Genomic DNA, 20,600 nt, shown 5'->3' on the forward strand with positions numbered 1-20,600 from the left:
GCACATATCGGTTGCGGGTGTTCGAAAAACTGCTTTGGCGCCCGAGGCGGCGATCGCGAGGCCGGTAAGGCGCAGCGATCTTGCTTGCGTCCTCCGCGCGCCGCGGTAGGTCGGTCAGGGGTCGCGCTAGGGCAGGGGGCGTGCAATTGATCCGGTGCAAATCATGGTTGCTCTTCGCGGCGCTTGCCTTGGCCGCGCCCGAGGTTTCCGCCAAGCTGTCCGTCGACCCCGTTCCCGCGAGTGCCGAGCTGAACGATGCGCTCGCCGCCAAACGCTATGACGAGGCGATGACTTTGGCACGCCGCGAGCATGAAGCTTGCGTCGCGGGCAAGGGGTCCGATCCTTGCGTCGGACTGCTCGCCTTGCAAAGCGATGCGCTGACCGCCTGGGCGGTGGATCATGGTGATTTCGATCGCGACGAAAAGCGCGAAGGCATGGCCCTTCGCACCGCGCGCCTCCTCCACGCCCAGGTGAACAGGCTAAAGGGCTTCGATGGGCCGATCTTCGCGTCGGCGTTCGGCAACCTCGGCGAGATGCTGTCGCTCTACGGCCGGCCGGTAGAAGGCGAGCAGTATTTGCGGGACGGGCTGCGATACAACATCGTGCGGGCGATGGAGTTCCAGGGAACCGAGCGACTCTCCGATGCGGCGCTCCGCACGTCGCTCCTGCGGTTGACCCGCAACCTTGCGCTGCAGGGCCGCAATGAGGAGGCGCGCGGTTATCTCGCTGCCGCCGACAGCCTGCTCTCGACGTTGGCCATGATGGGCTCCCCCGAAGCTAAACGCGCGCTCCCCGATTTTCTGGCGGTTGCGGCGCTGGTGCCGGGCGAAGCGGCCGGTGGCGCTGCGGATTATATCGAGGCGGCGGCCGGGTATGAATGGGAACGCGAGCACAAAGGTGAGGGATGGGACCCCGATGACTGGGCGGCAGTCCGGGGTCGCCTCGCCCGCGACGAGATCGCTTTTCTCGCGCGGAGCGGGAACATGGCAAAGGCGGTGGCGCGCTTCGATGCCGAGCCGGACCTGCTCCGCGGCGGGCGAGGCGCGTCGCGTCTCGAATTTCTGACCCGGCTCGGCGCTGCGCTCGTCGCTGAGGGGCGCGCTAACGAAGGCGACCCGATTCTCGCCGAGGCAATGCCGGTCGTCGATACGACCTGGGACAGGAGCGACGACCGGCGCATCGATGCGCATGCGGCGCGCGGCGCTGCCATCCTCGCACTCGATCCGGCGCAGCGCGCCGATGCCGCGGCCGAATATCGGCAGGCCGTCTCAGGCGCGGTGGCGCGGGTCGAGGCGGCCGACACAACCGAGGGGCTTGTGCGCGCCGTCCGGCGCTACCGTCCCGTCTTTGAGGGACTGCTCGGCGCCCTTCTTCCCGAAGCGGCGAGCTCGCTCACGCGCGGAGAAGCGTTCGAGGCGGCCCAATGGTCGTCGATCGGCGAGACCGCGGCGACACTCGCCAAGGTTTCGGCACGCACATCGCGCAGCGACGGCCCGGTCGCGGAAAGGGAGCGGTTCCGCGAGGAGGTGCGCGCGAGCGTTGCGTCGCTCAACCGCGAGATCGCGCAATGGCTATCGGTTCCCGGCAGCCCCGATACCGATCGCGAGTTGCTCGGAAGATTCTATTTGCGCGACGTTGATGCCGTGATGGACGAGATGTCGACCGAGGAGATCGCCGCGATCGACCCCGCCTATGATCAGCTCGTCAAGCCTCGGCCGATCGCCGCCGAACGGGTGCAGGCGCTGCTCGACAAGGACGAGGCCGTTCTCTTCTTCCTTTCTGACGAGCGGGGCACGTCGGTCTTTGTTCTGACGCTCTCGGGATTTACATGGCATCGTTCGACCCTGACCCGCGATGCCTTGGCGAAGAGTGTTGAGCGGCTGCGCGGTCAGATCAAGCGCGACCTTCGCGAGCGCTGGGCCGGGAGCGTCGACAATTTCGACGAGCAGCTTGCGCGCAATCTGTATCAGGAGCTCATTGCGCCCATCGAAACGTCCCTCGGCGGCGCAACACGTCTGATGACCGTGACGCCAGGTCCGCTGAGCAGCCTGCCGTTGACCTTGCTCGTCATAGCCGGCGCCGACACGCAGAAGCCGCAATTTCTGATCGATCGTTACGAGATTTCGACGCTGCCGTCGGTTTCAAGCCTTTACTCGTTGCGTTGCCTGCTTCGGCCTGCGGGTGATCGCCCGGCCGGTTGCGGCCCTGGACCCGGACGCAATCGTCCGCCATCGCAGACGATCCTGTTCGCTGCGGGCGATCCGGCGCTCAAGGGTCATCCGGGCGACGACCGCGGTATCGTGGAATATTCGGAACTGTTCCAGCGTGGCATAGCGGACCCGGCCCGGATCATGGCGATGCCTTCGCTTCCAGGTACGCGCCGCGAGATCGAGGGCGTGCGATCGATATTCGATCCCGGACAGACCATTGCTCTTATGGGCTCCGCGGCGACCGAGGGATCGGTCAAGTCGAATCCCGGTCTGGCCGATGCACGCTATGTCCTTTTTTCGACGCACGGTCTGCTGGCGAGCGAGACGGGGCTCGATGGCGAGCCGGGTCTCGTCTTCACGCCGCCATTAGCGGGGGCGCAGTCCGACAGGGACGATGGTCTTCTCACCGCCTCGGAAGCCGCGCAACTGAAGCTCGCAGCGGATATCGTCGTACTGTCGGCGTGCAACACGGCAAGTTCGAACGGCAGCGCCGAAGCGGACGGGCTGTCGGGCTTGGCGCAGTCTTTCTTTTATGCTGGCGCGGGTTCGCTTCTGGTGTCGCACTGGCCGCTCGACGATGAGGCCGGGGCCGAAATCGTCACGCATCTCTTTGCAGGCATCGAAAAGCATCCCGGCGCTCCGGGGGCTGCGTTCCGGCAGGCGATACTGGCGCTTCGCGCAAAAGACGATACCTCGTCTCCGGCGGTTTGGGCGCCGCTCGTGTTTGTCGGGACCACCGACCGGGGCGTGCGGTAGCGGGAGTTCGGGTGCTCGCAGTGCGTTATGAGTTCAGGTCGCCCTCCAAACGTCCGCTGAGAGCAAATTTGGTCTTGAATCCGCCAGTCTGCTACCGGCCAGGTCAAGCGTCGGCGCTGGCTCGCAGCGAACAGGTGGCTGAATGGGATGGCAAGCGGATGCAACAGTCGGCTGCTCAAGAGCGAGTTAGTCTCGTTCCAGAAAAATAGCCTCCGGTATCTCTTGGGCCGGCCACAGAGCGCCATAACTAATCATATTCATCAGAGCGATCTGGTCTTGGTCGAAATGGAACGAGTAATAAGCGTGGACCGTGACGAACGGATTGCACTCATTCTCGGGTGTGGCTTCAATCCCTCGTGCGCGCGCGATCACCAGATCGCCCACTGGCGTGGCTTCCAGCAGTTGGAACGGTTGCGGAGCGGGCCACCGAAAACTGGCCCGTCGCATGCTCTCGGTCGAGCGCTCGATTTCTTCGAACGACCCCGCTTGACCGATCTTCTCAAAAAACCTTTCGACGAGTCTCAAACGTTTTTCTTGCGCCTGCCTATCAAATACAGGGTCTGGGCGAGGCGATGATATCTGACAGGACATTGCCGTTCCCGGCATAAACGTGGCGCACGCCACCGCTGTGATTGCCTTCCGCCTCCCGATCATCGGTCGCTCCCCAAACATATAGTGGAGGATACATACAAAGCCGGTGTCCGCAATCGGTCGCTTCCGGTCGTGGCTATCCGGCGCGCCGCGGATGTCCGCCTCTCTCGGTCTCCCGCCAAAACCGGACCGTTCTTAAATGGCCACAAGCGGTTAACGCGCTAAAGAGCGCTTGCTGATTGTCTTGTCGCATGTGCGGGCCAAGGCAGCAGGATAACGAGGTCGGACGGCTCGCGCGATCGAACTGCTCAGCCAGGATAAGGCGATTCCGTCAATAGTCGGGCAAGATGCGTGGCATTAGCGGCGACCATTTTGGCGGTCTCGGTCACTTTGCTGGGGCGATGCTGAAGGTCCTTGAAATCGACCGAACCCATCGCCTCACCGACCCAGTAGCAGGCGGCCACGGCGGGAATCGTCCATCCCACATCGTTCAGCGCCTGAAAGATTTGCGACGAAGCATTATGCGCGCCGTCTTCGTTGCCGACGATCGCTGCAACAGCCACTTTTGAAAAGCTTGGCATCCGCCCCTTGTCGTCGGTCTCCGACAGGAAGGCATCCATTCGTTCCATCACAAGCTTGGCGACGCTTGATGCTTGACCCATCCAGATCGGTGTGCCGAAGATGAGAATATCGGAGGCGAGGATCGCCTCGCGAATTTTCGGCCATTCGTCGCCAGCACCCTCGTTCGAGGTGACACCCCATTTGATACTGTGCGCGGCGATACGGATGGGCTTGCCGACACGGACGCCTTCCGCCTCGAAATATTCGGTAAGCACCGCAAGCATGGCATCGGTCGAACTCTTGCGGCCACGCGCCGACAGCGAGCAATTGATCGCGGTAGCGGTAATCGGGGCCATATCGTCTCCTTTACCCCGCCGGGGTGAAGCGCGCGCCGGTCGCGGTTGGTTCCGATGTCATACTGGCGGCGTACTCGAAAGACCGTCCGCTCTCGACGCGCCTTGGGCGAGTTCCGACAGGGAATTCATGTTGAAAATATCGGTGCCGCCGAGCGCGAGCAGCAAGAAGGGGCCGCCAAAGCGGCCCCTTCCTGTCGGCTTGCCGGGTCAGTCGAGCTTGGGACTGACGACGCCCGAGCTGTAGCGCAGATTGTTCTGCACATGTTTGACGCCTGTGACGTCGTCGGCGACATCTTCGGCGCGGCGCTTCGACCGGCGATCCTCGACCGTGCCGGAGAGCGTGACTTCGCCATCTGCGACGCTGACCTCGATCTCGGAGGCGTCGATCCAGACATCCTCGGTAAGACGGTCGTTCACGTCCTCGCGGATGCGCTCGTCGGAGCGGATATAGCTTTTGGGACCGCGGCCGCGATGATCGAGTTCCCGGCGACGGCGCGCGTCGCGATCGCCGAACCAAGAAAGCACTTCGTCGCCGGCGCGGTCGAGGAAGCCGCGTTCGTCCGGGTCATAATCGGGGCTGCGCGTCCGCGGATATTTGCCGTAAGGCGAATAGCCCTCGACCGGGAGATAGCCGAACTCGCTCGGCCAGTAGTTACCGCCGCGCGAACGATCCTCGCCTCGGGCTTCGCCGGCAGCATCGTAATAGGCGTCGCGGCGGGGCGTGCTGTCGTAACGGGGCCAATCGGAGCGCTCAGCGCGGCGGACCGGCCGGCGATAGTCGCCCGCGCGCTCATCCTCCCAATTATCGCGGCGATATTCCTGCTCGCGATAGGCGCGGCGCGGGCGGCGCTGCTCGCGCTCGTCTTCCTCGATCGCCACATAAGCGCGCGACGCATCCTCTGCGCGGCCGCGGTTGTAGCGACCCGGCGATGCGCCGGTGTCGGGGCTGCTGTTGTCGCTATAATCCCAGAGCGGGGTGCGGTCGTCGAACCTGTCCATGATCCATCTCCATTTGTTGAGGGTGGCGGGCAGGTTGCCGGGAAGGGAGGCAACCCCCCGTCCCGCCGAACCGACGCATGGAGTGGGGGCAAGTTCCCGAACTGGGCGCAATATGTCGCGCTGCGACGTCAACGCATCGACGAATGTGACCCGATCTCTCCAATGGGCGGCTGGCGTCGCCGGCCTGCCGAATTCTCATGTAGAATCAAATCTGGAAAGGATCATACCCAGTGGGCCGCGCGTGCTTTGCGTCCGGCGAACTGGCTGCTGGGGAACCGGATCTCTCCAGCGCATCTTTCCAAAGCCTTCCCAGCTCAACGTCGATCCAGTCGGCTGCAAACGGATCCAGGCCAGAGCCGGGATAAAGGCAAAACTCGCCGAAAAGCGGTTGGCAGTCGATTTCGTAAAAATCGACCCGAACGAAGGCTAGGTTCCCGGCAAGCGTCTCTGCAGCTTGCAGCATCGCCCCGAGGGAGGAGGGTCTGGAAGGTCGATCGGCGGCAGGCACGAGCTGCCGCCAGTTGCGGTCATGCAATATCCAGCGGTGACGGACACCGCGCCCCAAATGTACTTGGACGTGCGTCGCGACACCGCCAAAGACGTAGATCTTGTAGTCGATGGGGAGAGGACGTGCGCCGCCGAGCAACGGCTCGGCGAAAACGCCACGCGGCACTTTGCGATATGCCCATTCGTCGAGCCAGCGGCCGTACTCCCGGCGCTGCCACCGGCGCGCGGCTCGCTGGACCTGCTTCCAGCGTTCGCAATCCGGAAACGTCTCCAGGATTTGATATTGGTTACACCCATGACGCGCCTTGACGATTGATGGGAGGGCGAACGGAATGAAGCGCGGCAGCATCTGGCCCTGCCAGAGCGTCGGTACGATCCAGTTTGCACCGAGTTGCTCCGAGGCCAAGCGTTTTGCCTCAAGTTTATCCAGCAGCGTCGTTTGCAACGGTGACCGATCATTCAAGTTGCGGAGCTGGACGAGCTCGGTGAAGCGCGTCGGATTGAGCAGGTCGGGCAGGCGTCGATGACGCAAGGCGTAGAGAAGGGCAATCCGGTGCGCGGCTATCGAGGAGCCGACATTGCCCACTTTCGCCGGGTCTTCCGAGGCGCGCGAGAGTTTCATGCCATGTCGGTCTCACGGCTGAGCGACGTGTGGCCGCTATCGCGGAAGCTCGGCCGATCGAGGTTTATATCGCGGCAAAGCTGCATACGGATACGAACGACCCGGCACAGAAAACGCTCCCGGCAATATCATCGACCAACCTCCGATCACCTAGGCAGCGCTCAGGCGCTCGGGTGCGACCAACCGGTGAGGAACGCGTGATCGCGCGCGCCGCTGCGGATCGCGTGCAGCATCGTACGTCTCAACCTAGGATCTTCATGAACGGGCAAAGGTAGATTGCTACCGGTCAGCCTATTCGAGCGAAGTGGGGGAAGTTGGGAGGGGAAGACCCCGGCGTGACTATACCCAAACAGAAAAAATGCTGATCGGGTATCCGATGATTTGATTGCAGCATCCGCTTGCCTCAAACATTAGGCGCGTAGCACACTCCGACGGCCAAACTGAGCGATATGTCGTTGAGCCGGATATGCGCACCGATATTCTGACAACGTAGGGGAGCGGCGCGGACGACGATTGGATGCGTACGCCGACGGCAATTCGACTGAGACGTGGGATCGAACAGCCGCGGCGATACGCGAAGCGATGCACATGGCGGCGGCAGACCGAACGATCACCGTCGAAGCCCGTGCGCCGTTGAAATGCAGTTGGCGAAGAAAGGTTGCAAAGATGGGGCGGAAGGTCGCCGCCATTCTGGAATACTGTCGAAGCCGTCCTCGACGCGATCGCGGCCCCAGCATCGGTGCGGCCATTGTCGATAGAGGAGGACGAAGAGCAGCGCGCGCGGGCAAGGTCGGGAACGACGATAGCCGCGGCGCATTGGTCGTTAGACAGCAAAGGAGCTTTCCGATGACCAAGGACAATATACTCGCCGGCTGCAGGATCCTGATCATGGCGACAGATGGCTTCGAACAATCCGAGCTTGAAGTGCCACTTCAGCGTCTGGAGGACGCCGGCGCGGAGGTCGAAATCGCATCGATCGACGATGATGATATCACCGGCTGGGACGAAGACGATTGGGGCGACGAGGTCGAAGTCGATCTCAAGATCGCCGACGTCGACACCGACCGTTATGACGCGCTCGTTCTGCCGGGCGGCCAGATGAATCCCGACTTGCTGCGGGTTGAGGACGAGGCGATCTCGATCATTCGGGCCTTCGCAGGTGCTGGCAAGCCGGTTGCCGCGATTTGCCATGCGCCGTGGCTTCTTGTGGAAGCCGGGCTCGCATCGGGCAAGCGAATGACGAGCTACAAGTCGATCCGCACCGATGTTGCCAATGCCGGCGCGCAGGTGGTCGAAGCGAGCGTCGTGGTCGACGGCAATATCATCACCAGTCGCTGTCCCGACGACCTGCCCGACTTTTGCGATGCGATCGTCGCAGCGGTGGCCGACCGCAGGGCGCGGGCGTAGCTGTGCCGAGCTCAATACGGGACTGTTGAGTTGTGAAAAGGCGATCGCGTGCGGGCACGGCGATTCTTGCGGTAAGCTGTTGAAAGCGGCGGGAACTCGCTGCTTTATGGCGCCTCGTTTCCAAGCCTACCGCCCAGGCAAATTGGAAAGGATGACCCACATGGGACAGAACAACCAGCAGGGCGGCCAAGCCGATCGCAACCCGAACGAGAACCCCGGCCAGCAGGAACAGTAGGATCAGCAGCGTCGCCAGCCCGGTCAGGACGATGAGCAGAAGTAGGTAAACCAGGCCGGCCGCGACGACGAGAATCGTCAGAACCGCTGACGTCGGAAAGAAGAGTGACGCCGAGGCACCCTCTCGGGGCAGGGCCGCACTTCGATGCGGCCCGGCCTTTTCTATTCCCCGGTTGCGCCCATTCCAGGTGCAACCTTCCTAGCACTTTGGCATTCTCCCTTTATCGATCGCGGACAGCGGAATGGGAAGGAGAGGCCCGTGCGAACGATTGAGATATGGCCCGACGAAATCGAGGGCGGCGACACCGAGCGAGAGGGTGTCTTATACGCGACTATGCGCTTCATCGACAGGGAAGCCGAAACAGCCGTCGTGATCTATCTGCAACCCGAGATCGAGCGAGGCATGATCGCCGATCTTTACGGCTGGGCGCAAAGCCGCGGCATGACCGGTCGAACGAACTGAATTGGAAGCATGGGTTGGCTAGCGGTCGCCCGCCTGGATCGGAGCGCCCCTTGGCGGCCACCTTCTCAATGCGGTGACGTGGTTCGATGCAAGTCAGTCAGCACGGCGTTCCAGAATGCGATCTCTGCGTCATTGCCCCGGTCGCGCGACCATAGCACCTGCCTGGAGACGATGAAGTCGGCCTGTTTGCCATGCCGCAGCTTGATCTCCGACACACAATTTCGAATGTTATGACCTCCGAACGGCATTGCCGATCTCCTTGATGCCCCGCACAGAAACATGGCAGGTGAGGGCGGCGGTTTCCCGCCGCCCTCGATATGTCAGAAGTCCATCGCCGGCATCGGCGCGGCCTTCTCCTCCTTCGGCAGCTCGGCGACGAGCGCCTCGGTGGTGATCAGCAGCGACGCGACCGACGCGGCATCCTGCAGCGCGGTGCGTACGACCTTGGCGGGGTCGATCACGCCTGCCTTGACGAGGTCCTGATACTCGCCAGTGGCGGCGTTGAAGCCCCAGCTATACTCCTCGCTTTCGAGGAGCTTGCCGACGATCCAAGCGCCGTCCTCGCCGGCATTGTCGGCGATCTGGCGCGCCGGGGCGCGGAGCGCGCGGCGGACGATGTCGATGCCCGACTGCTGGTCGTCGTTCGCGGCCTTGAGGCCTTCGAGCGCCTTCAGCGACCGGAGCAGCGCGATGCCGCCGCCCGGAAGAATGCCTTCTTCCACGGCCGCGCGGGTTGCGTGGAGTGCGTCGTCGACGCGGTCCTTCTTCTCCTTGACCTCGACCTCGGTCGCGCCGCCGACACGGATCACCGCGACACCGCCCGCGAGCTTGGCAAGCCGCTCCTGAAGCTTCTCGCGGTCGTAATCGCTTGTCGTGGTTTCGATCTGCTGGCGGATCTGCGCGACGCGGCCATCGATGTCCGCCTTCGAGCCGACGCCGTCGATGATCGTCGTATTATCCTTGTCGATGACGACCTTCTTCGCGCGCCCGAGCATGTTGATCGTGACGCTCTCGAGCTTGATGCCGAGTTCCTCGCTGACGACATTGCCGCCGGTGAGCACCGCGATATCCTCGAGCATCGCCTTGCGGCGGTCGCCGAAGCCGGGTGCCTTGACGGCAGCGACCTTGAGCCCGCCGCGCAGGCGGTTGACGACGAGCGTCGCGAGCGCGTCGCCCTCTACATCCTCGGCGATGATGAGCAGCGGCCGACCCGACTGCACGACGCTCTCGAGGAGCGGCAGCATCGCCTGCAGGTTCGAGAGCTTCTTCTCGTGGATCAGAATGTACGGATCGTCGAGTTCGACCTTCAGCTTCTCGGCGTTGGTGATGAAATAGGGGCTGAGATAGCCGCGGTCGAACTGCATGCCCTCGACCGTCTCGAGTTCGGTCGCAAGGCTTTTGGCCTCCTCGACGGTGATCACACCCTCATTACCCACCTTCTCCATCGCTTCCGCGAGGATGCGGCCGACCTCTTCGTCGCCGTTCGCCGAGATCGTCGCGACCTGCGCGATCTCGCTGTTCGCCTCGACCGACTTGGCGTGAGCCTTGAGATCCTCGACGACCTTGGTCACGGCGAGATCGATGCCGCGCTTGACGTCCATCGGGTTCATCCCCGCGGCGACCGCCTTCGAGCCTTCGCGGACGATTGCCTGCGCGAGCACGGTCGCGGTGGTGGTGCCGTCGCCAGCCTTGTCGTTCTGCTTGCTTGCGACCTCCCGCAGCATCTGCGCGCCCATATTCTCGAACTTGTCGGCAAGCTCGATTTCCTTGGCGACGGTGACGCCGTCCTTGGTGATGCGCGGTGCGCCGAAGCTCTTGTCGATCACGACGTTGCGGCCCTTGGGGCCCAGCGTGACCTTCACTGCATTCGCAAGCGTATCCACGCCGCGCAGCATGCGATCACGCGCGTCCGACGCAAATTTCACTTCCTTGGCAGCCATTTTTACCTCCTTCTTGCTGTCCTTTCAGTGGGTGATGAATGGGCGTTACGCCGCCTGCTTGAGCGCCTCGGCCTGCTCGATGACCCCGAGAATGTCGCTCTCCTTCATGATGAGCAGTTCCTCGCCGTCGATGCGGACCTCGGTGCCCGACCATTTGCCGAACAGGATCCGGTCGCCGGCCTTGACGTCGAGCGCGGTGACCGTGCCGTCCTCGGCGCGGGCGCCCGGGCCGACGGCGACGACTTCGCCCTCCTGCGGCTTTTCCTTGGCGGTGTCGGGGATGATGATGCCGCCCGAGGTCTTCTCCTCGGCTTCGATGCGGCGGACGACCACACGGTCGTGCAAGGGACGGAAATGCATGCATAACCTCCATGTTGCATAACGATATGACAAGCCGGCGCGCCTGTCCGGGACGCGCGGCGCGGATGAGCTAGGAAGCGATTTTTTTCGCTTCAAGAGGTCCGGCAAAAATTTTTTCGCGTTTGGTGGGGTGACAAGCAAATGCCCGTAATCAACGGGCTGAGACCTCTTGACTCGACTCGCTTCCTTTCCAAAATCTTTGGTCGCGGCAGCCTGCCGCACGACAGGAAAGGAAAGGCTACAAGGAAGGAGGCACGAACATGTCCGAGCCATTTTCCCGTTTTCTTCATCCCTTCGACGTGGCGCGTCACCCGAGCCTCGAGCCCGAGGTCAAGCGCGCCCTCCTCGCATCCTGGGCATCGGATCGCTCGGCGGTCCGCAACAAGCCCGCGCTTCGCAAACCCCCGGGGGCGAGGCGAGCGGTGCCAGTCGACGATGTGCTCGCGGCTCTTCGGTCGCTCGATGGCGGCGAGACGCGCGCGCCGTGACCGACCGCGCGCTGATCGCACAGTTGGACGGCTACGGGCTGACGACCGCCGAGATCCATTATTACCGGCCCGATCATCCCTCGCTGCTCCAGCTCTTCGTCTGGCAGGATTATGATCTGCCGCCGGATTTCCCGGTGCTGTTCGACTTTCTTGCCAGGTGGCGGCGGCAGATCGAAGCCGCACTCCACTCGGTGCGGATCGCGCACGATATGCTGATCGGACCCGCCGAGTGGAGTGCGGCAGATATCATTCGCTCGCTCGATTGAGATCGGGGCGGCGGCCGCCACCGTCCGGCGTTTAAATGCAATTTGATATGGAAGGGCGGGGCCAACGCTGAACGGCGGCCCCGCCCGTTGTTACGCTTTTTCGAGCGTCTTTTCGTTCGACGATCCGATCCGGCGCGGCTCGGTGTCGCCGCCGCCGATCTCGATCTTGCGCGGCTTCATCGCCTCGGGGACGACGCGGCTGAGCTCGATCGAGAGCAGCCCGTCGGCGAAGCTCGCGCCGCCGACCTCGATATAGTCGGCGAGCTGGAAGCGGCGCTCGAACGCGCGGCGCGCGATGCCGCGGTGGAGATAGACGAGCTTGGCGTCTTCCTCGGCGGGCTTGCCCGTGACGCTCAGTTGGTTCTGCTGCGCGACGATCTCGATCTCGTCGGGCTTGAAGCCCGGGACCGCCAGCGTGACGCGGAAGCGGTCATCGGCATCGCGCACGATGTCGAAGGCGGGAAAGCCATCGGACGTTTCGCCGCGCTGCCCCTTCTCGAGCAGGTCGAAGAGATGATCGAAGCCCACCGTCGAGCGGCGGTAGGGGGTGAAGTCAAAGTCGGTTCTCATTTCCAAATCCTCCTGATTGAAGCAATTCGGGCATGAGATGCGCCGGGACTCAGAGCCGGCGCTCTCTATGTCCTCAGGACCCGGAAAATCCGGCATCCGGGAAAAAATTAGGAAGCCATTTTTTCGATTTCAAGAGGTCGCGCGCGCGAAGATTCTGGATGCGCCATGTTCCGAAAATCCGCAGCGCCAAAGTGCGGAGCCGCAACGCGCGCGGCTCCGCGATCGGGTCAGGCGACGCGACTGTCGCCGGTATCGCGGCTCCATGCCGCGATCTGGTCCTTGATCGCCAGCTTCAGCTTCTTGAGCCGCGCAATCAGGACTTCGTCGGGCTGGCGGCGCTGCGCCTCCCGATCGATTTCGGCGTCGAGGCGGGCATGCTCGCGCCGCAGATAATCGATATGTTTGCTGGACATCTTCTTCTCCATGCCAAGTTGAGGATGTTGCAGCCCGAGCGGCTGCGGCGTGGATGTAGGAAAGCTATGGTCAGGATTTCAAGGGGTTGAAGTGTCCGCCTGTGGGAGACTGTCGGAAGCTGTGAAGAGCATCGCGCGGCGCCCCGCGGGAAGGCACGACAGGCGGCATTGGGAAGCAAAGATGTAGAGGCGGTCGGCGCGCTACAGCTAAATCGTCACAACATGGGTTAGTCGCTGCAACCCGGCCCGGCGACCATTGTTTCGGTAGCATGCCGATTCGCGAGGAACAGGTTTACCCGCACTTACGGCGCGTCGCCGGCGCCATTTGCGCTGTTCGCCTTCCTGGCCGCGCCTGGGAATATGCGCTGCGCCGGAGCCAGCCGGCATATGCTTCAGAATGGGAGTGATGGATGTGACCATGAAAGCACAGAAGCTTGAGACGATCAGGGTCGAGAAACCCTGGGGCGTCGATCGGCTTCCTCCGCCCTTCGATGCACGGACTGGTGGCCGCGTCGGCGAAATCTGGTTTCGTCCGCCCAAATCCAATCCGCTGCTCGTGAAATATATCTTCACGAGCGAGCGCTTGTCGATCCAGGTCCATCCCGACGACCGGCAGGCGCAGGCGCGCGGACTTCCCGCAGGCAAGGAGGAATGCTGGTACATTCTCGACGCTGAGCCGGATGCGGTGCTCGGAATTGGCACGCTTCGCGCGCTCGGCGAGCGCGAACTCGCCGATACCGCCCGCTCGGGTGCTATCGAGGCGCTCATGGAGTGGCATCCGGTGCGCGCGAACATGTTCTTTCATGTTCCGCCCGGAACCGTCCATGCGATCGGCGCCGGGGTTACACTCGTCGAAATCCAGCAGAATGTCGATGTCACCTATCGTCTCTACGATTACGGCCGCCCGCGCGAGCTGCACCTCGCCGATGGGACGGCGGTCGCGAAGGCCGCGCCAATGTCACGCGATCTCTGCCGCCAAGTCGATATCGCAGAGAGCGCGTTGTTGCTCGACAGCCGTCATCTCGTGGTCGCGCACCTGAACGCCAACGACCTTTCGCCGCTTGCCGATGCGAGGGATGGCGCGATGATCGTCCCCCTCGGCGGCACGGTCGCAACTGACGGCGTGACCGCGCAGGCGGGCGAGTGCCTGTGGGCCGAGGACGTCACTACCATCGAGGCCGGAGCCGGCGCGCGTTTTCTGGCGGGTTGGCACAAGCCTTGACGCCTTGCGCAACCTTGGCGCGTCACCGATGGAGGGCGATCCGCCTGCGCCAACTGGCCTGGCACCGTCCTGCCGCCCGAGACGCCTAGCGAGGCGCGTCGGCTGCCGCGCGTGTTACAAGGTTGATCGGCTATCCGCCCGAGGCCTTTTCTACGGCGCTTCCCATCTCCTCTCCGAGGCGCACCGGCCGTTCGGGAAACCAGTCGGGGTTGAACGCGATCGCTTGCTTCTCGAACAGCATCACGATCGTGGAGCCGAGGAGAAAGCGACCCATCTCGTCGCCCTTGCGCAGCGAGACTTCATCGGGGGCGTAGGACCATGACGATATCTTGCCCGATCGCTTTGCATTCACCACGCCATGCCATGACGTTGCGATGCTGCCGACGATGGTCGCACCTACGAGTATCATCGCAAAATGGCCGTGAGTGGCGGACGCGAACAGGCATATGACCCGCTCGTTGCGCGCGAAAAGGCCGGGCACCCCGCGCGCGGTCGTCGGGTTGACGGAAAAGAGCGAGCCCGGGACGTGGATCATGCGTCTGAGCTCCCCGTCGCACGGCATGTGCAGCCGGTGATAATCCTTGGGCGAAAGATAGAGGTTGGCGAAACTGCCGTCGCGAAACGTCGCGGCGAGGGCAGCGTCGCCGCCCAGTATCGCGGTGGTGGTGAAACGGTGGCCCTTGGCCTGGACGATGTGATGATCGTCGATGGCGCCGAACTGGCTGATGGCACCGTCGACCGGACAGATGAAATCGGCCTCCGCCCGCGGGCGAGCGCCGGCTTTCAGCGGACGCGTGAAGAAGTCGTTGAAGTTTGCATAGCTGCGGATGTCGGGGTTTTCCGCTTCGCTCATGTCGACGCCATATTTGGCGACGAACCATTGGATCAGTCGCGGGGTCAGCCGGCCCGACGACGCGGCAACACGGCCGGCGAATTCGGTCAGCCGCCGCTTCGGCATCGCATGCTGGGCAAGAATTGTCAGGCGCTCGAACATGATATCATCCGTTGGTCGATCCTTCGGAGGGAAAGCCGATCGCCTGGGGAGAGACGACGGCGCCCGCCTCGTTGTTCCGGCGGTGATGCTTTATCCCGATGTCGTGGGGCAAGGGAAGGCGCATGGCCGGTAGCGGAAGATAATCGGGTAGGGGGCGCGCTCAGTCTCGCCGGGCCTTTGGCGCCCCTCCCGCCGAACGGACGAAGCGGTAACTCTTCTGCTCATAGTTCCGCGCGCGCAGGAAGTTGTGGGCGTTGTTGATCATGATGTCGCTCATGATCTCGATCGTGCCGCATCCGCCCTTGGCGAGAGCCGTTTCGGCGGCGGTCAGGAGCGCCGTCCCGATGCCGCGGCGGCGACGCTCGCCGTCGACCAGCAGCAGGGTGACGCGGCCGACGAGGCCGTGCTGCAAGGTCGGAACGACGCCCCAGGCGCAGCATCCGACCAGCCCGCCGGCATCGGCGACGAGAAGCCCGGCCTTCGCTTTGCCGATCGCCTCGATATTCGCATCGATCGATATGCGCTTGGGCGGCTCGGCAAGCTGCGCGAGCAGACGGGCGAGAGCTTTTCGGTCCTTGCCCGTCGCGGGCCGCAGGCTGAGCTCGGGCTCCGGCAGGGCTTCGGGTTTGACGATCCTCAGCACCGGCTTGGCTTTCGGCGGCGGCGGCGGATCCTGCCGCCTTCGTGCAGGCTCGGGTGACGGTGGCGGACGCGTTATTCTGCGTCGGCGGATAGGCGAATGCTCCTCGATGGGTTCGGCAGCTTTGGGTGCCTTCTTGGCACGCTTCGCCGCGGGTTCGCGTTCGGCCGAGAGTTTCCAGCTGTCGGCCGCGCCGCCGCGAAGATAGTGCGCGATGTCGGCGGCGCTTGCCGTGAGCCCTTGTTCGCCGATCCCGAGGAGCGGCTTGCCAGCCGCATCGGTGAGGCCGAACTTCCCATAGTCGCCGGCGCCAGGCGTTCGCTTTCGCGACCGGACGAGTTTCATCCCGCGGTGTTCGGCGATTGCGCGAAGCTCGTCGGCTGTCGGCTCCTTCGCCATCGATCAGGGCCGGAAAGGACGGGCGGGGCGGGTCTGCGGGGACAGGGCTCTCGCCCGGACCGCCGGCGCGCGCTCGCCTGCGCCCTGGCGGGAACCGGTGCGGCTGCGGCGCGCTCTGCCCATATGCGTGCGCGCCGCTTCACCCGCTCGACCATGATCGACCATGTCGCCTATGACGAGGCGGCGTCGGTGCTTTCCATCAGCTTCCGGGGCACCGGCAGATATCTTTATCATGGCGTCCCGCGCGCGATCTACGACGGGCTCTGCGCTGCGGATTCGCTCGGCGCCTATTTCAACGCGCATATCAAGGATCATTTCCGGTGCGAGCGCAACCCGGCGCGCCGGCGGTTCGGTCCCGGTGCCTGAGCGCCCGACTGCGAATGCGGGCATTGTGAAGGTGCAGCTCATGCGCGCTTGCGCGCGGCGGTCTTGGTCGGCGCCTTTTTCGTCGGCGTCTTTTTGGCCGGCGCCTTCTTGGCGCTGGCGGCCTTGGCCTTCCCGCCGCCGTCGCCGATCGATTTCTTGAGCGCCGCCATCAGGTCGACGACGTTCGATCCGCTCGGCGCCTTCTCGTCCTTCCCGTCGTCGAGATTGAGCGTCTTGCCCTTCTTCTTGCGCTCGATAAGCTCCTTCAGCGCCTCGACATAGCGATCGTGAAAGTCGCTCGCGTCGAACTTGCCCGTCTTCTTGTCGATCAGCGTCGTCGCGAGGTCGAGCAGGTCTTCGTCGGGATCGCTGTCCGCGATGTCGCGGAAATAGCTCGCCGCCTTGTTGACCTCGTCGGCATAGCGCAGCGTCTCCATGACGAGACCCCGGCCGCACGCCTTGATGCTCACGACATATTCACGGCCGCGCATCGCGAGCTGGCCAAGACCAACCTTCCCGGTGCGGCGCAGCGCCTCGCGCAGCACGATGAACGCTTCCTCGGCAAGGTCGTCGGCGGGGACGACATAATAGGGCTTCTCGAAATAGATCTCGTCGATATCCTCGGCCTCGACGAACTGGGTGAGCTCGAGCGTCTTCTTGCTCTCGAGCTTGACCCCCTCGATCTCCTCGTCGTCGAGCAGCACATATTGGTCCTTCGCATATTGGAAGCCCTTGACGATCTCGTCGACGTCGACCGGGCCGACGCCGGGCACGACCTTTTCATATTTGATGCGCTTGCCCGTGGGCTCGTGGATCTGGTTGAACGCGATCGTCGCCCCGCTCTTCGTCGCCGAATAGATCTCGACCGGGATCGAAACGAGCGCCAGGCGGATCTGGCCTTTCCAATATGGGCGCGCAGCCATCGTCACTCACTCCTTTGCCAATGCTCCTTCAATGCGCGCGGTCGCCGAGCGTTCCGCGCCGGGGATGGGAAGGTAAGCCCGATCGCCGCAACGGGATCGAAAGCGGGAGCTGGAAATGGCCGGACAGTCGCGAACGCGCGCGCCTGCCGTTTTCGCGGCCCGCAACTTGCCGATCCGAGCTTGTCAGACGGTCCAGCGCGCGGGCGCGAGCGCGATGGCGATCGGAGGATGCACCCGCTGCCATTTCGTTGCGGCGAGCACGTCGTTGCTCTCCTTCGCCTCGCGGCCCGGCCCAAGCGACCAGGTGATATGATAATGGCTGCCGTCGCCGCGATCGGTGGTGCCGCCGATGCGCACGACGAGCGCCTGGACGCCCGCGCCGTCGTCGACTTCGCCGACGATCTCGCCCGCGTGCGCGGCGGGTAGGGGCGTGTCCTCGGCGGTCCCGAAGCGGAGCGTCACATGGTCGGCAACCAGCTCGGCATAGCGCGGTTCGAACCGTTCAATCAGCTGGTCGCGCTCGGCTGGTGGCACCTTCCAGCCGGCGATGGTGCGCGTCATGACGCCTTGCGCTTTCGCTTTGTGGAGCCCGCGCCAAGTTCGATCCAGGCGGGCGCATGGTCGCTCGTCTTGTCGAGCGCCCGCGGGCGGGTGTCGACGCCGGCTGCCTCGAGCCGCTTCGCCGCGGGCTTGTTCAGTAGCAGATGGTCGATGCGGATGCCGGCATTGCGTTCGAACGAGCGCCGCCAATAAGCCCAGAAGCTGTAGATGCGCTCCTCGGGATGCAGGTGACGGATCGCATCGGTCCAGCCCTGGTCGAGGATGCGCCGGTAGGCGGCTTTGGCTTCGGGCGCGAAGAGCGCGTCCTTCTTCCAGTTCGCGGGCTTGTACACATCGAGGTCGGTGGGAATGACGTTGAAGTCGCCGCAGATGACGACGGGGGCATCGAGGTCGAAGAGCGTTGTCAGATGCGCGTCGAGCCGCGCCATCCACTGCATCTTGTAATCGAACTTCGGACCCGGCCAGGGGTTGCCGTTGGGAAGATAGAGGCCGGCGACGAGGATGCCGCCGACCGCGGCCTCGATATAGCGGCTCTGCTCGTCGCCGGGATCGCCGGGGAGCCCGCGGCGCGTTTCGTGGATTTCGCCGACGCGGCTCAGCATCGCGACGCCGTTCCAGCGGCTCTGGCCGTGCCAGATCACGTCATAGCCCGCGTCGCGGATCGCCTTCTCGGGGAATTTCTCCTGAGGGGCTTTCAATTCCTGCAGGCAAACGATGTCGGGCTCGGCCTGCGCGAGCCAGCCGAGCAGAATGTCGAGGCGGCCGCCGATGCCGTTCACATTATAGGTGGCGATCTTCACAGGTCGGGCAGCGTCTGGTCGGCGCGGCCCCAGCCTTGCAGCGCCTTGAGGCCGGCGCGCTTCAGCAGCGCCTTCGCGTCGGTGATGCGGAAATGCGACGGCTTGTCGATCGTCTCCATTTCCTTCCAGCTGATGGGCGCGGCGACCGGCGCGCCTTCGCGGGCCCGCGCCGAATAGGGCATCACCGCAGTCGCGCCGCGCTGGTTGCGGAGATAATCGACGAAGATCCGGCCCTTGCGCTGCGCCTTGGGGAGGGCGGCGGTGAAGCGGTCGGAATCCATCTGGGCGACGGCGCGGGCGAGCCGGTGCGCGAAGTCCTTGACCTCGGGCCATTCGGCGCGCGGCACGAGCGGGGCGATCACATGGACGCCCTTGCCGCCGGTTAGCATTGGAAAGGTCTCGAGGCCCATCTGCTTCAGGATGTCGCGGAACTGGAAGGCGGCGCTGCGCACTGCCTCGAAATCGAGACCGACGTCGGGATCGAGATCGAAGACGAGCCGATCGGCCTTCTCGACATCCTCGATGCGCGCGCCCCAGCCATGGAATTCGATCGTGCCCATCTGGACGCAGGTCATCAGGCCCTCGGGCGTGTCCATGTAGAGATAGGGCTGGTTGTCGCCATCCTTCTCCTCGATCGCGACCTGCTTCACCGAATCGCCGAAGCTTCCGGCATCATGTTTCTGGAAGAAGCATTTCTTGGCGCGCCCCTGCGGACAGCGCACGAGGCTGATCGGGCGCGAACCCGCCCACGGCAGCATGATCGGCGCGAGTGCGGCATAATATTCTGCAAGCTCGCCCTTGGTGAGCCCCGCCTCGGGAAAGATGACGCGGTCGGAGTTGCTGATCGGAACGGGGAAGACGCTCGTCGCCACCGCAATCTTTTCTTCGCTCTCTACGACCACGGCCTCCGGCTTCTTGTCTTCGCGAAGTCCGAGATAGCTCGGGTGGCGGAGCGTGCCCTCGTTTGTCATCTCGGTAAAAGCGATCTCGGCGACGAGCTTCGGCTCGATCCAGTGCGCGCCGCGCGTCTCGGTGCGGGGCGCCTTCACCGTCGGCTCCTTTCGTTCGAGCGGCTTCATCATCGCCTGGAGGCGGAAGAGCTCCTCGGTATCGAATCCGGTCCCGACCTTGCCCGCGTAGCGCAGCGCGCCCTTCTCATGCACGCCGAGCATGAGCGAGCGGAACGCGCGCGACTTGTCGGAAGGCGTCCAGCCGACGATGACGAACTCCTGCCGCTTGATGCACTTCGCCTTGAGCCAGCTTCCCGCGCGCGAGCCGACATAGCGCGCGTCGGCCTTCTTCGAGATGACACCTTCGAGACCTGCGGCGCAGAAACTCTCGAGCAATGCCTCGCCGCTGCCCTCGATATGGTCCGAGAAGCGGATATGCTTGGAGGCCTTGGGAAGGATCTTGGCGAGATGCGCCTTGCGGTCGAGGAGGGGGAGGGGGGTCAGATCCTCGCCGTCGAGCTCGAGCAGATCGAACGCGAAATAGTCGATGCTATCGGGCGCGGACTTCAGGGCATTTTGCAGTGACTGGAAGCTTGAGCGGCCTTCAGCATCGAGCACGACCGCTTCACCGTCGATCAGCGCGCTGTCTACCTTCAGCTTTGCGGCCTCGGCGAGGAGCGGCGCGAAGCGCTCCGACCAGTCGAGACCCGAGCGCGTATAGGCGCGGGCCTCGCCGCCGCCGACCGCGATCAGCAGGCGGTAGCCGTCATATTTCATCTCGTGAACCCAGCCCCTGCCGGCGGGAACGCTGTCGACGAGCGTCGCCAGCTGGACCGGACGAAAGGGCGGGGGAGCCGCAGCCTTTCGTTCGCCGCGCTTCGAAGTGGGGGCGCGGTCTGCAGGGCTCGGTGCGGCGGTCTTTCTGGCCATGGACTCAAGACCATCCGGCGCCGCGATCGTTCCCGGTGGCGGGGCAACTTGCCCGCCCCGCCATGCGTTCCC

Annotated in this window: 21 protein-coding genes; 7 read left to right on the forward strand and 14 right to left on the reverse strand. The window is 63.9% G+C overall.

What is annotated here, in order from left to right; translation table 11 throughout:
* The first annotated feature begins 188 nt into the window (after positions 1 to 188).
* Complete coding sequence (locus tag ASD67_RS18010; protein WP_156377779.1) at positions 189 to 2,966, forward strand: CHAT domain-containing protein; 2,778 nt, start codon at positions 189 to 191, stop codon at positions 2,964 to 2,966.
* 186 nt (positions 2,967 to 3,152) lie between these two features.
* Here ASD67_RS18010 and ASD67_RS18015 read toward each other — a convergent pair whose 3' ends face one another.
* The 4 genes from ASD67_RS18015 to ASD67_RS18030 form a co-directional block, all read right to left on the reverse strand.
* Positions 3,153 to 3,491, reverse strand: a complete 339-nt coding sequence (locus ASD67_RS18015; RefSeq protein WP_056350203.1) for a hypothetical protein — start codon at positions 3,489 to 3,491, stop codon at positions 3,153 to 3,155.
* A 374-nt stretch (positions 3,492 to 3,865) separates the two neighbouring features.
* A complete protein-coding gene (locus ASD67_RS18020) occupies positions 3,866 to 4,474 on the reverse strand; it encodes a flavodoxin family protein (protein ID WP_056350205.1) in 609 nt (202 codons plus the stop codon).
* Positions 4,475 to 4,681: 207 nt separating this feature from the next.
* Positions 4,682 to 5,473 carry a BON domain-containing protein gene (locus ASD67_RS22725; RefSeq protein WP_082545162.1) on the reverse strand — a complete coding sequence of 264 codons (792 nt, stop codon included), beginning with the start codon at positions 5,471 to 5,473 and terminating at the stop codon, positions 4,682 to 4,684.
* Positions 5,474 to 5,678: 205 nt separating this feature from the next.
* Complete coding sequence (locus ASD67_RS18030; protein WP_082545163.1) at positions 5,679 to 6,602, reverse strand: ATP-grasp fold amidoligase family protein; 924 nt, start codon at positions 6,600 to 6,602, stop codon at positions 5,679 to 5,681.
* 588 nt (positions 6,603 to 7,190) lie between these two features.
* Between ASD67_RS18030 and ASD67_RS18035 the strand changes: the two genes are divergently transcribed.
* Both ASD67_RS18035 and ASD67_RS18040 read left to right on the forward strand, forming a co-directional pair.
* Complete coding sequence (locus tag ASD67_RS18035) at positions 7,191 to 8,009, forward strand: type 1 glutamine amidotransferase domain-containing protein (protein ID WP_327197031.1); 819 nt, start codon at positions 7,191 to 7,193, stop codon at positions 8,007 to 8,009.
* 493 nt (positions 8,010 to 8,502) lie between these two features.
* A complete protein-coding gene (locus tag ASD67_RS18040; RefSeq protein ID WP_056350208.1) occupies positions 8,503 to 8,706 on the forward strand; it encodes a hypothetical protein in 204 nt (67 codons plus the stop codon).
* A gap of 320 nt (positions 8,707 to 9,026) precedes the next feature.
* Here ASD67_RS18040 and groL read toward each other — a convergent pair whose 3' ends face one another.
* Positions 9,027 to 10,646: a chaperonin GroEL gene (gene groL, locus ASD67_RS18045; protein ID WP_056350210.1), complete on the reverse strand. Its 1,620-nt coding sequence runs from the start codon at positions 10,644 to 10,646 to the stop codon at positions 9,027 to 9,029.
* A gap of 45 nt (positions 10,647 to 10,691) precedes the next feature.
* The gene (groES, locus tag ASD67_RS18050) at positions 10,692 to 11,006 is read right to left on the reverse strand and encodes a co-chaperone GroES (protein ID WP_056350212.1); all 315 of its coding nucleotides are present in this window, start codon (positions 11,004 to 11,006) and stop codon (positions 10,692 to 10,694) included.
* A gap of 260 nt (positions 11,007 to 11,266) precedes the next feature.
* On the opposite strand from groES, the gene ASD67_RS23785 reads away from it, so the two are divergent.
* Positions 11,267 to 11,494 (forward strand): hypothetical protein, encoded by a 228-nt coding sequence (locus ASD67_RS23785; RefSeq protein WP_056350214.1) that lies wholly within the window; start codon positions 11,267 to 11,269, stop codon positions 11,492 to 11,494.
* Positions 11,491 to 11,760: an usg protein gene (locus ASD67_RS18060; protein WP_056350216.1), complete on the forward strand. Its 270-nt coding sequence runs from the start codon at positions 11,491 to 11,493 to the stop codon at positions 11,758 to 11,760. The genes ASD67_RS23785 and ASD67_RS18060 overlap by 4 nt, the downstream gene beginning before the upstream one ends.
* 90 nt (positions 11,761 to 11,850) lie before the next feature.
* Here the strand turns inward: ASD67_RS18060 and ASD67_RS18065 are convergent, their stop codons facing one another.
* Positions 11,851 to 12,330: an Hsp20 family protein gene (locus tag ASD67_RS18065; protein ID WP_056350218.1), complete on the reverse strand. Its 480-nt coding sequence runs from the start codon at positions 12,328 to 12,330 to the stop codon at positions 11,851 to 11,853.
* A gap of 227 nt (positions 12,331 to 12,557) precedes the next feature.
* Positions 12,558 to 12,743, reverse strand: a complete 186-nt coding sequence (locus ASD67_RS18070; RefSeq protein WP_054733396.1) for a YdcH family protein — start codon at positions 12,741 to 12,743, stop codon at positions 12,558 to 12,560.
* 418 nt (positions 12,744 to 13,161) lie between these two features.
* On the opposite strand from ASD67_RS18070, the gene ASD67_RS18075 reads away from it, so the two are divergent.
* A complete protein-coding gene (locus ASD67_RS18075) occupies positions 13,162 to 13,965 on the forward strand; it encodes a class I mannose-6-phosphate isomerase (RefSeq protein WP_235535795.1) in 804 nt (267 codons plus the stop codon).
* A 130-nt stretch (positions 13,966 to 14,095) separates the two neighbouring features.
* On the opposite strand, the gene asd is transcribed toward ASD67_RS18075, so the two are convergent.
* Together asd and ASD67_RS18085 are read right to left on the reverse strand one after the other, a co-directional pair.
* A complete protein-coding gene (asd, locus tag ASD67_RS18080) occupies positions 14,096 to 14,959 on the reverse strand; it encodes an archaetidylserine decarboxylase (protein ID WP_056350222.1) in 864 nt (287 codons plus the stop codon).
* 160 nt (positions 14,960 to 15,119) lie between these two features.
* On the reverse strand, positions 15,120 to 15,998 hold the full coding sequence (locus tag ASD67_RS18085) for a GNAT family N-acetyltransferase (RefSeq protein WP_056350224.1): 879 nt from the start codon (positions 15,996 to 15,998) through the stop codon (positions 15,120 to 15,122).
* A 123-nt stretch (positions 15,999 to 16,121) separates the two neighbouring features.
* Between ASD67_RS18085 and ASD67_RS18090 the strand changes: the two genes are divergently transcribed.
* Positions 16,122 to 16,364 (forward strand): KTSC domain-containing protein, encoded by a 243-nt coding sequence (locus tag ASD67_RS18090; RefSeq protein ID WP_235535728.1) that lies wholly within the window; start codon positions 16,122 to 16,124, stop codon positions 16,362 to 16,364.
* Positions 16,365 to 16,402: 38 nt separating this feature from the next.
* Here ASD67_RS18090 and ku read toward each other — a convergent pair whose 3' ends face one another.
* From ku to ligD, 4 genes are all read right to left on the reverse strand, one after another.
* A complete protein-coding gene (gene ku, locus ASD67_RS18095; RefSeq protein WP_054727942.1) occupies positions 16,403 to 17,287 on the reverse strand; it encodes a non-homologous end joining protein Ku in 885 nt (294 codons plus the stop codon).
* A 183-nt stretch (positions 17,288 to 17,470) separates the two neighbouring features.
* A complete protein-coding gene (locus ASD67_RS18100; protein WP_056350227.1) occupies positions 17,471 to 17,848 on the reverse strand; it encodes a hypothetical protein in 378 nt (125 codons plus the stop codon).
* Positions 17,845 to 18,648 (reverse strand): exodeoxyribonuclease III, encoded by an 804-nt coding sequence (gene xth / locus ASD67_RS18105; protein WP_056350229.1) that lies wholly within the window; start codon positions 18,646 to 18,648, stop codon positions 17,845 to 17,847. The genes ASD67_RS18100 and xth overlap by 4 nt, the downstream gene beginning before the upstream one ends.
* Positions 18,645 to 20,528: a DNA ligase D gene (ligD, locus tag ASD67_RS18110; RefSeq protein WP_082545164.1), complete on the reverse strand. Its 1,884-nt coding sequence runs from the start codon at positions 20,526 to 20,528 to the stop codon at positions 18,645 to 18,647. The genes xth and ligD overlap by 4 nt, the downstream gene beginning before the upstream one ends.
* Between the last annotated feature and the right edge of the window lie 72 nt (positions 20,529 to 20,600).

Origin of the sequence: Sphingopyxis sp. Root1497 (genome assembly GCF_001427085.1) — a bacterium.
In the GTDB taxonomy this organism is placed as follows: Bacteria; Pseudomonadota; Alphaproteobacteria; order Sphingomonadales; family Sphingomonadaceae; genus Sphingopyxis.

Coding starts and splice junctions, on each gene's coding strand:
- ASD67_RS18020 (WP_056350205.1), bottom strand. CDS start 4,474: ATGGCCCCGATTACCGCTACCGCGATCAATTGCTCGCTGTCGGCGCGT.
- ASD67_RS22725 (WP_082545162.1), bottom strand. CDS start 5,473: ATGGACAGGTTCGACGACCGCACCCCGCTCTGGGATTATAGCGACAAC.
- ASD67_RS18030 (WP_082545163.1), bottom strand. CDS start 6,602: ATGAAACTCTCGCGCGCCTCGGAAGACCCGGCGAAAGTGGGCAATGTC.
- ASD67_RS18035 (WP_327197031.1), top strand. CDS start 7,191: ATGGCGGCGGCAGACCGAACGATCACCGTCGAAGCCCGTGCGCCGTTG.
- groL (WP_056350210.1), bottom strand. CDS start 10,646: ATGGCTGCCAAGGAAGTGAAATTTGCGTCGGACGCGCGTGATCGCATG.
- groES (WP_056350212.1), bottom strand. CDS start 11,006: ATGCATTTCCGTCCCTTGCACGACCGTGTGGTCGTCCGCCGCATCGAA.
- ASD67_RS23785 (WP_056350214.1), top strand. CDS start 11,267: ATGTCCGAGCCATTTTCCCGTTTTCTTCATCCCTTCGACGTGGCGCGT.
- ASD67_RS18065 (WP_056350218.1), bottom strand. CDS start 12,330: ATGAGAACCGACTTTGACTTCACCCCCTACCGCCGCTCGACGGTGGGC.
- ASD67_RS18070 (WP_054733396.1), bottom strand. CDS start 12,743: ATGTCCAGCAAACATATCGATTATCTGCGGCGCGAGCATGCCCGCCTC.
- ASD67_RS18075 (WP_235535795.1), top strand. CDS start 13,162: ATGAAAGCACAGAAGCTTGAGACGATCAGGGTCGAGAAACCCTGGGGC.
- asd (WP_056350222.1), bottom strand. CDS start 14,959: ATGTTCGAGCGCCTGACAATTCTTGCCCAGCATGCGATGCCGAAGCGG.
- ASD67_RS18085 (WP_056350224.1), bottom strand. CDS start 15,998: ATGGCGAAGGAGCCGACAGCCGACGAGCTTCGCGCAATCGCCGAACAC.
- ASD67_RS18090 (WP_235535728.1), top strand. CDS start 16,122: ATGCGTGCGCGCCGCTTCACCCGCTCGACCATGATCGACCATGTCGCC.
- ku (WP_054727942.1), bottom strand. CDS start 17,287: ATGGCTGCGCGCCCATATTGGAAAGGCCAGATCCGCCTGGCGCTCGTT.
- ASD67_RS18100 (WP_056350227.1), bottom strand. CDS start 17,848: ATGACGCGCACCATCGCCGGCTGGAAGGTGCCACCAGCCGAGCGCGAC.
- ligD (WP_082545164.1), bottom strand. CDS start 20,528: ATGGCCAGAAAGACCGCCGCACCGAGCCCTGCAGACCGCGCCCCCACT.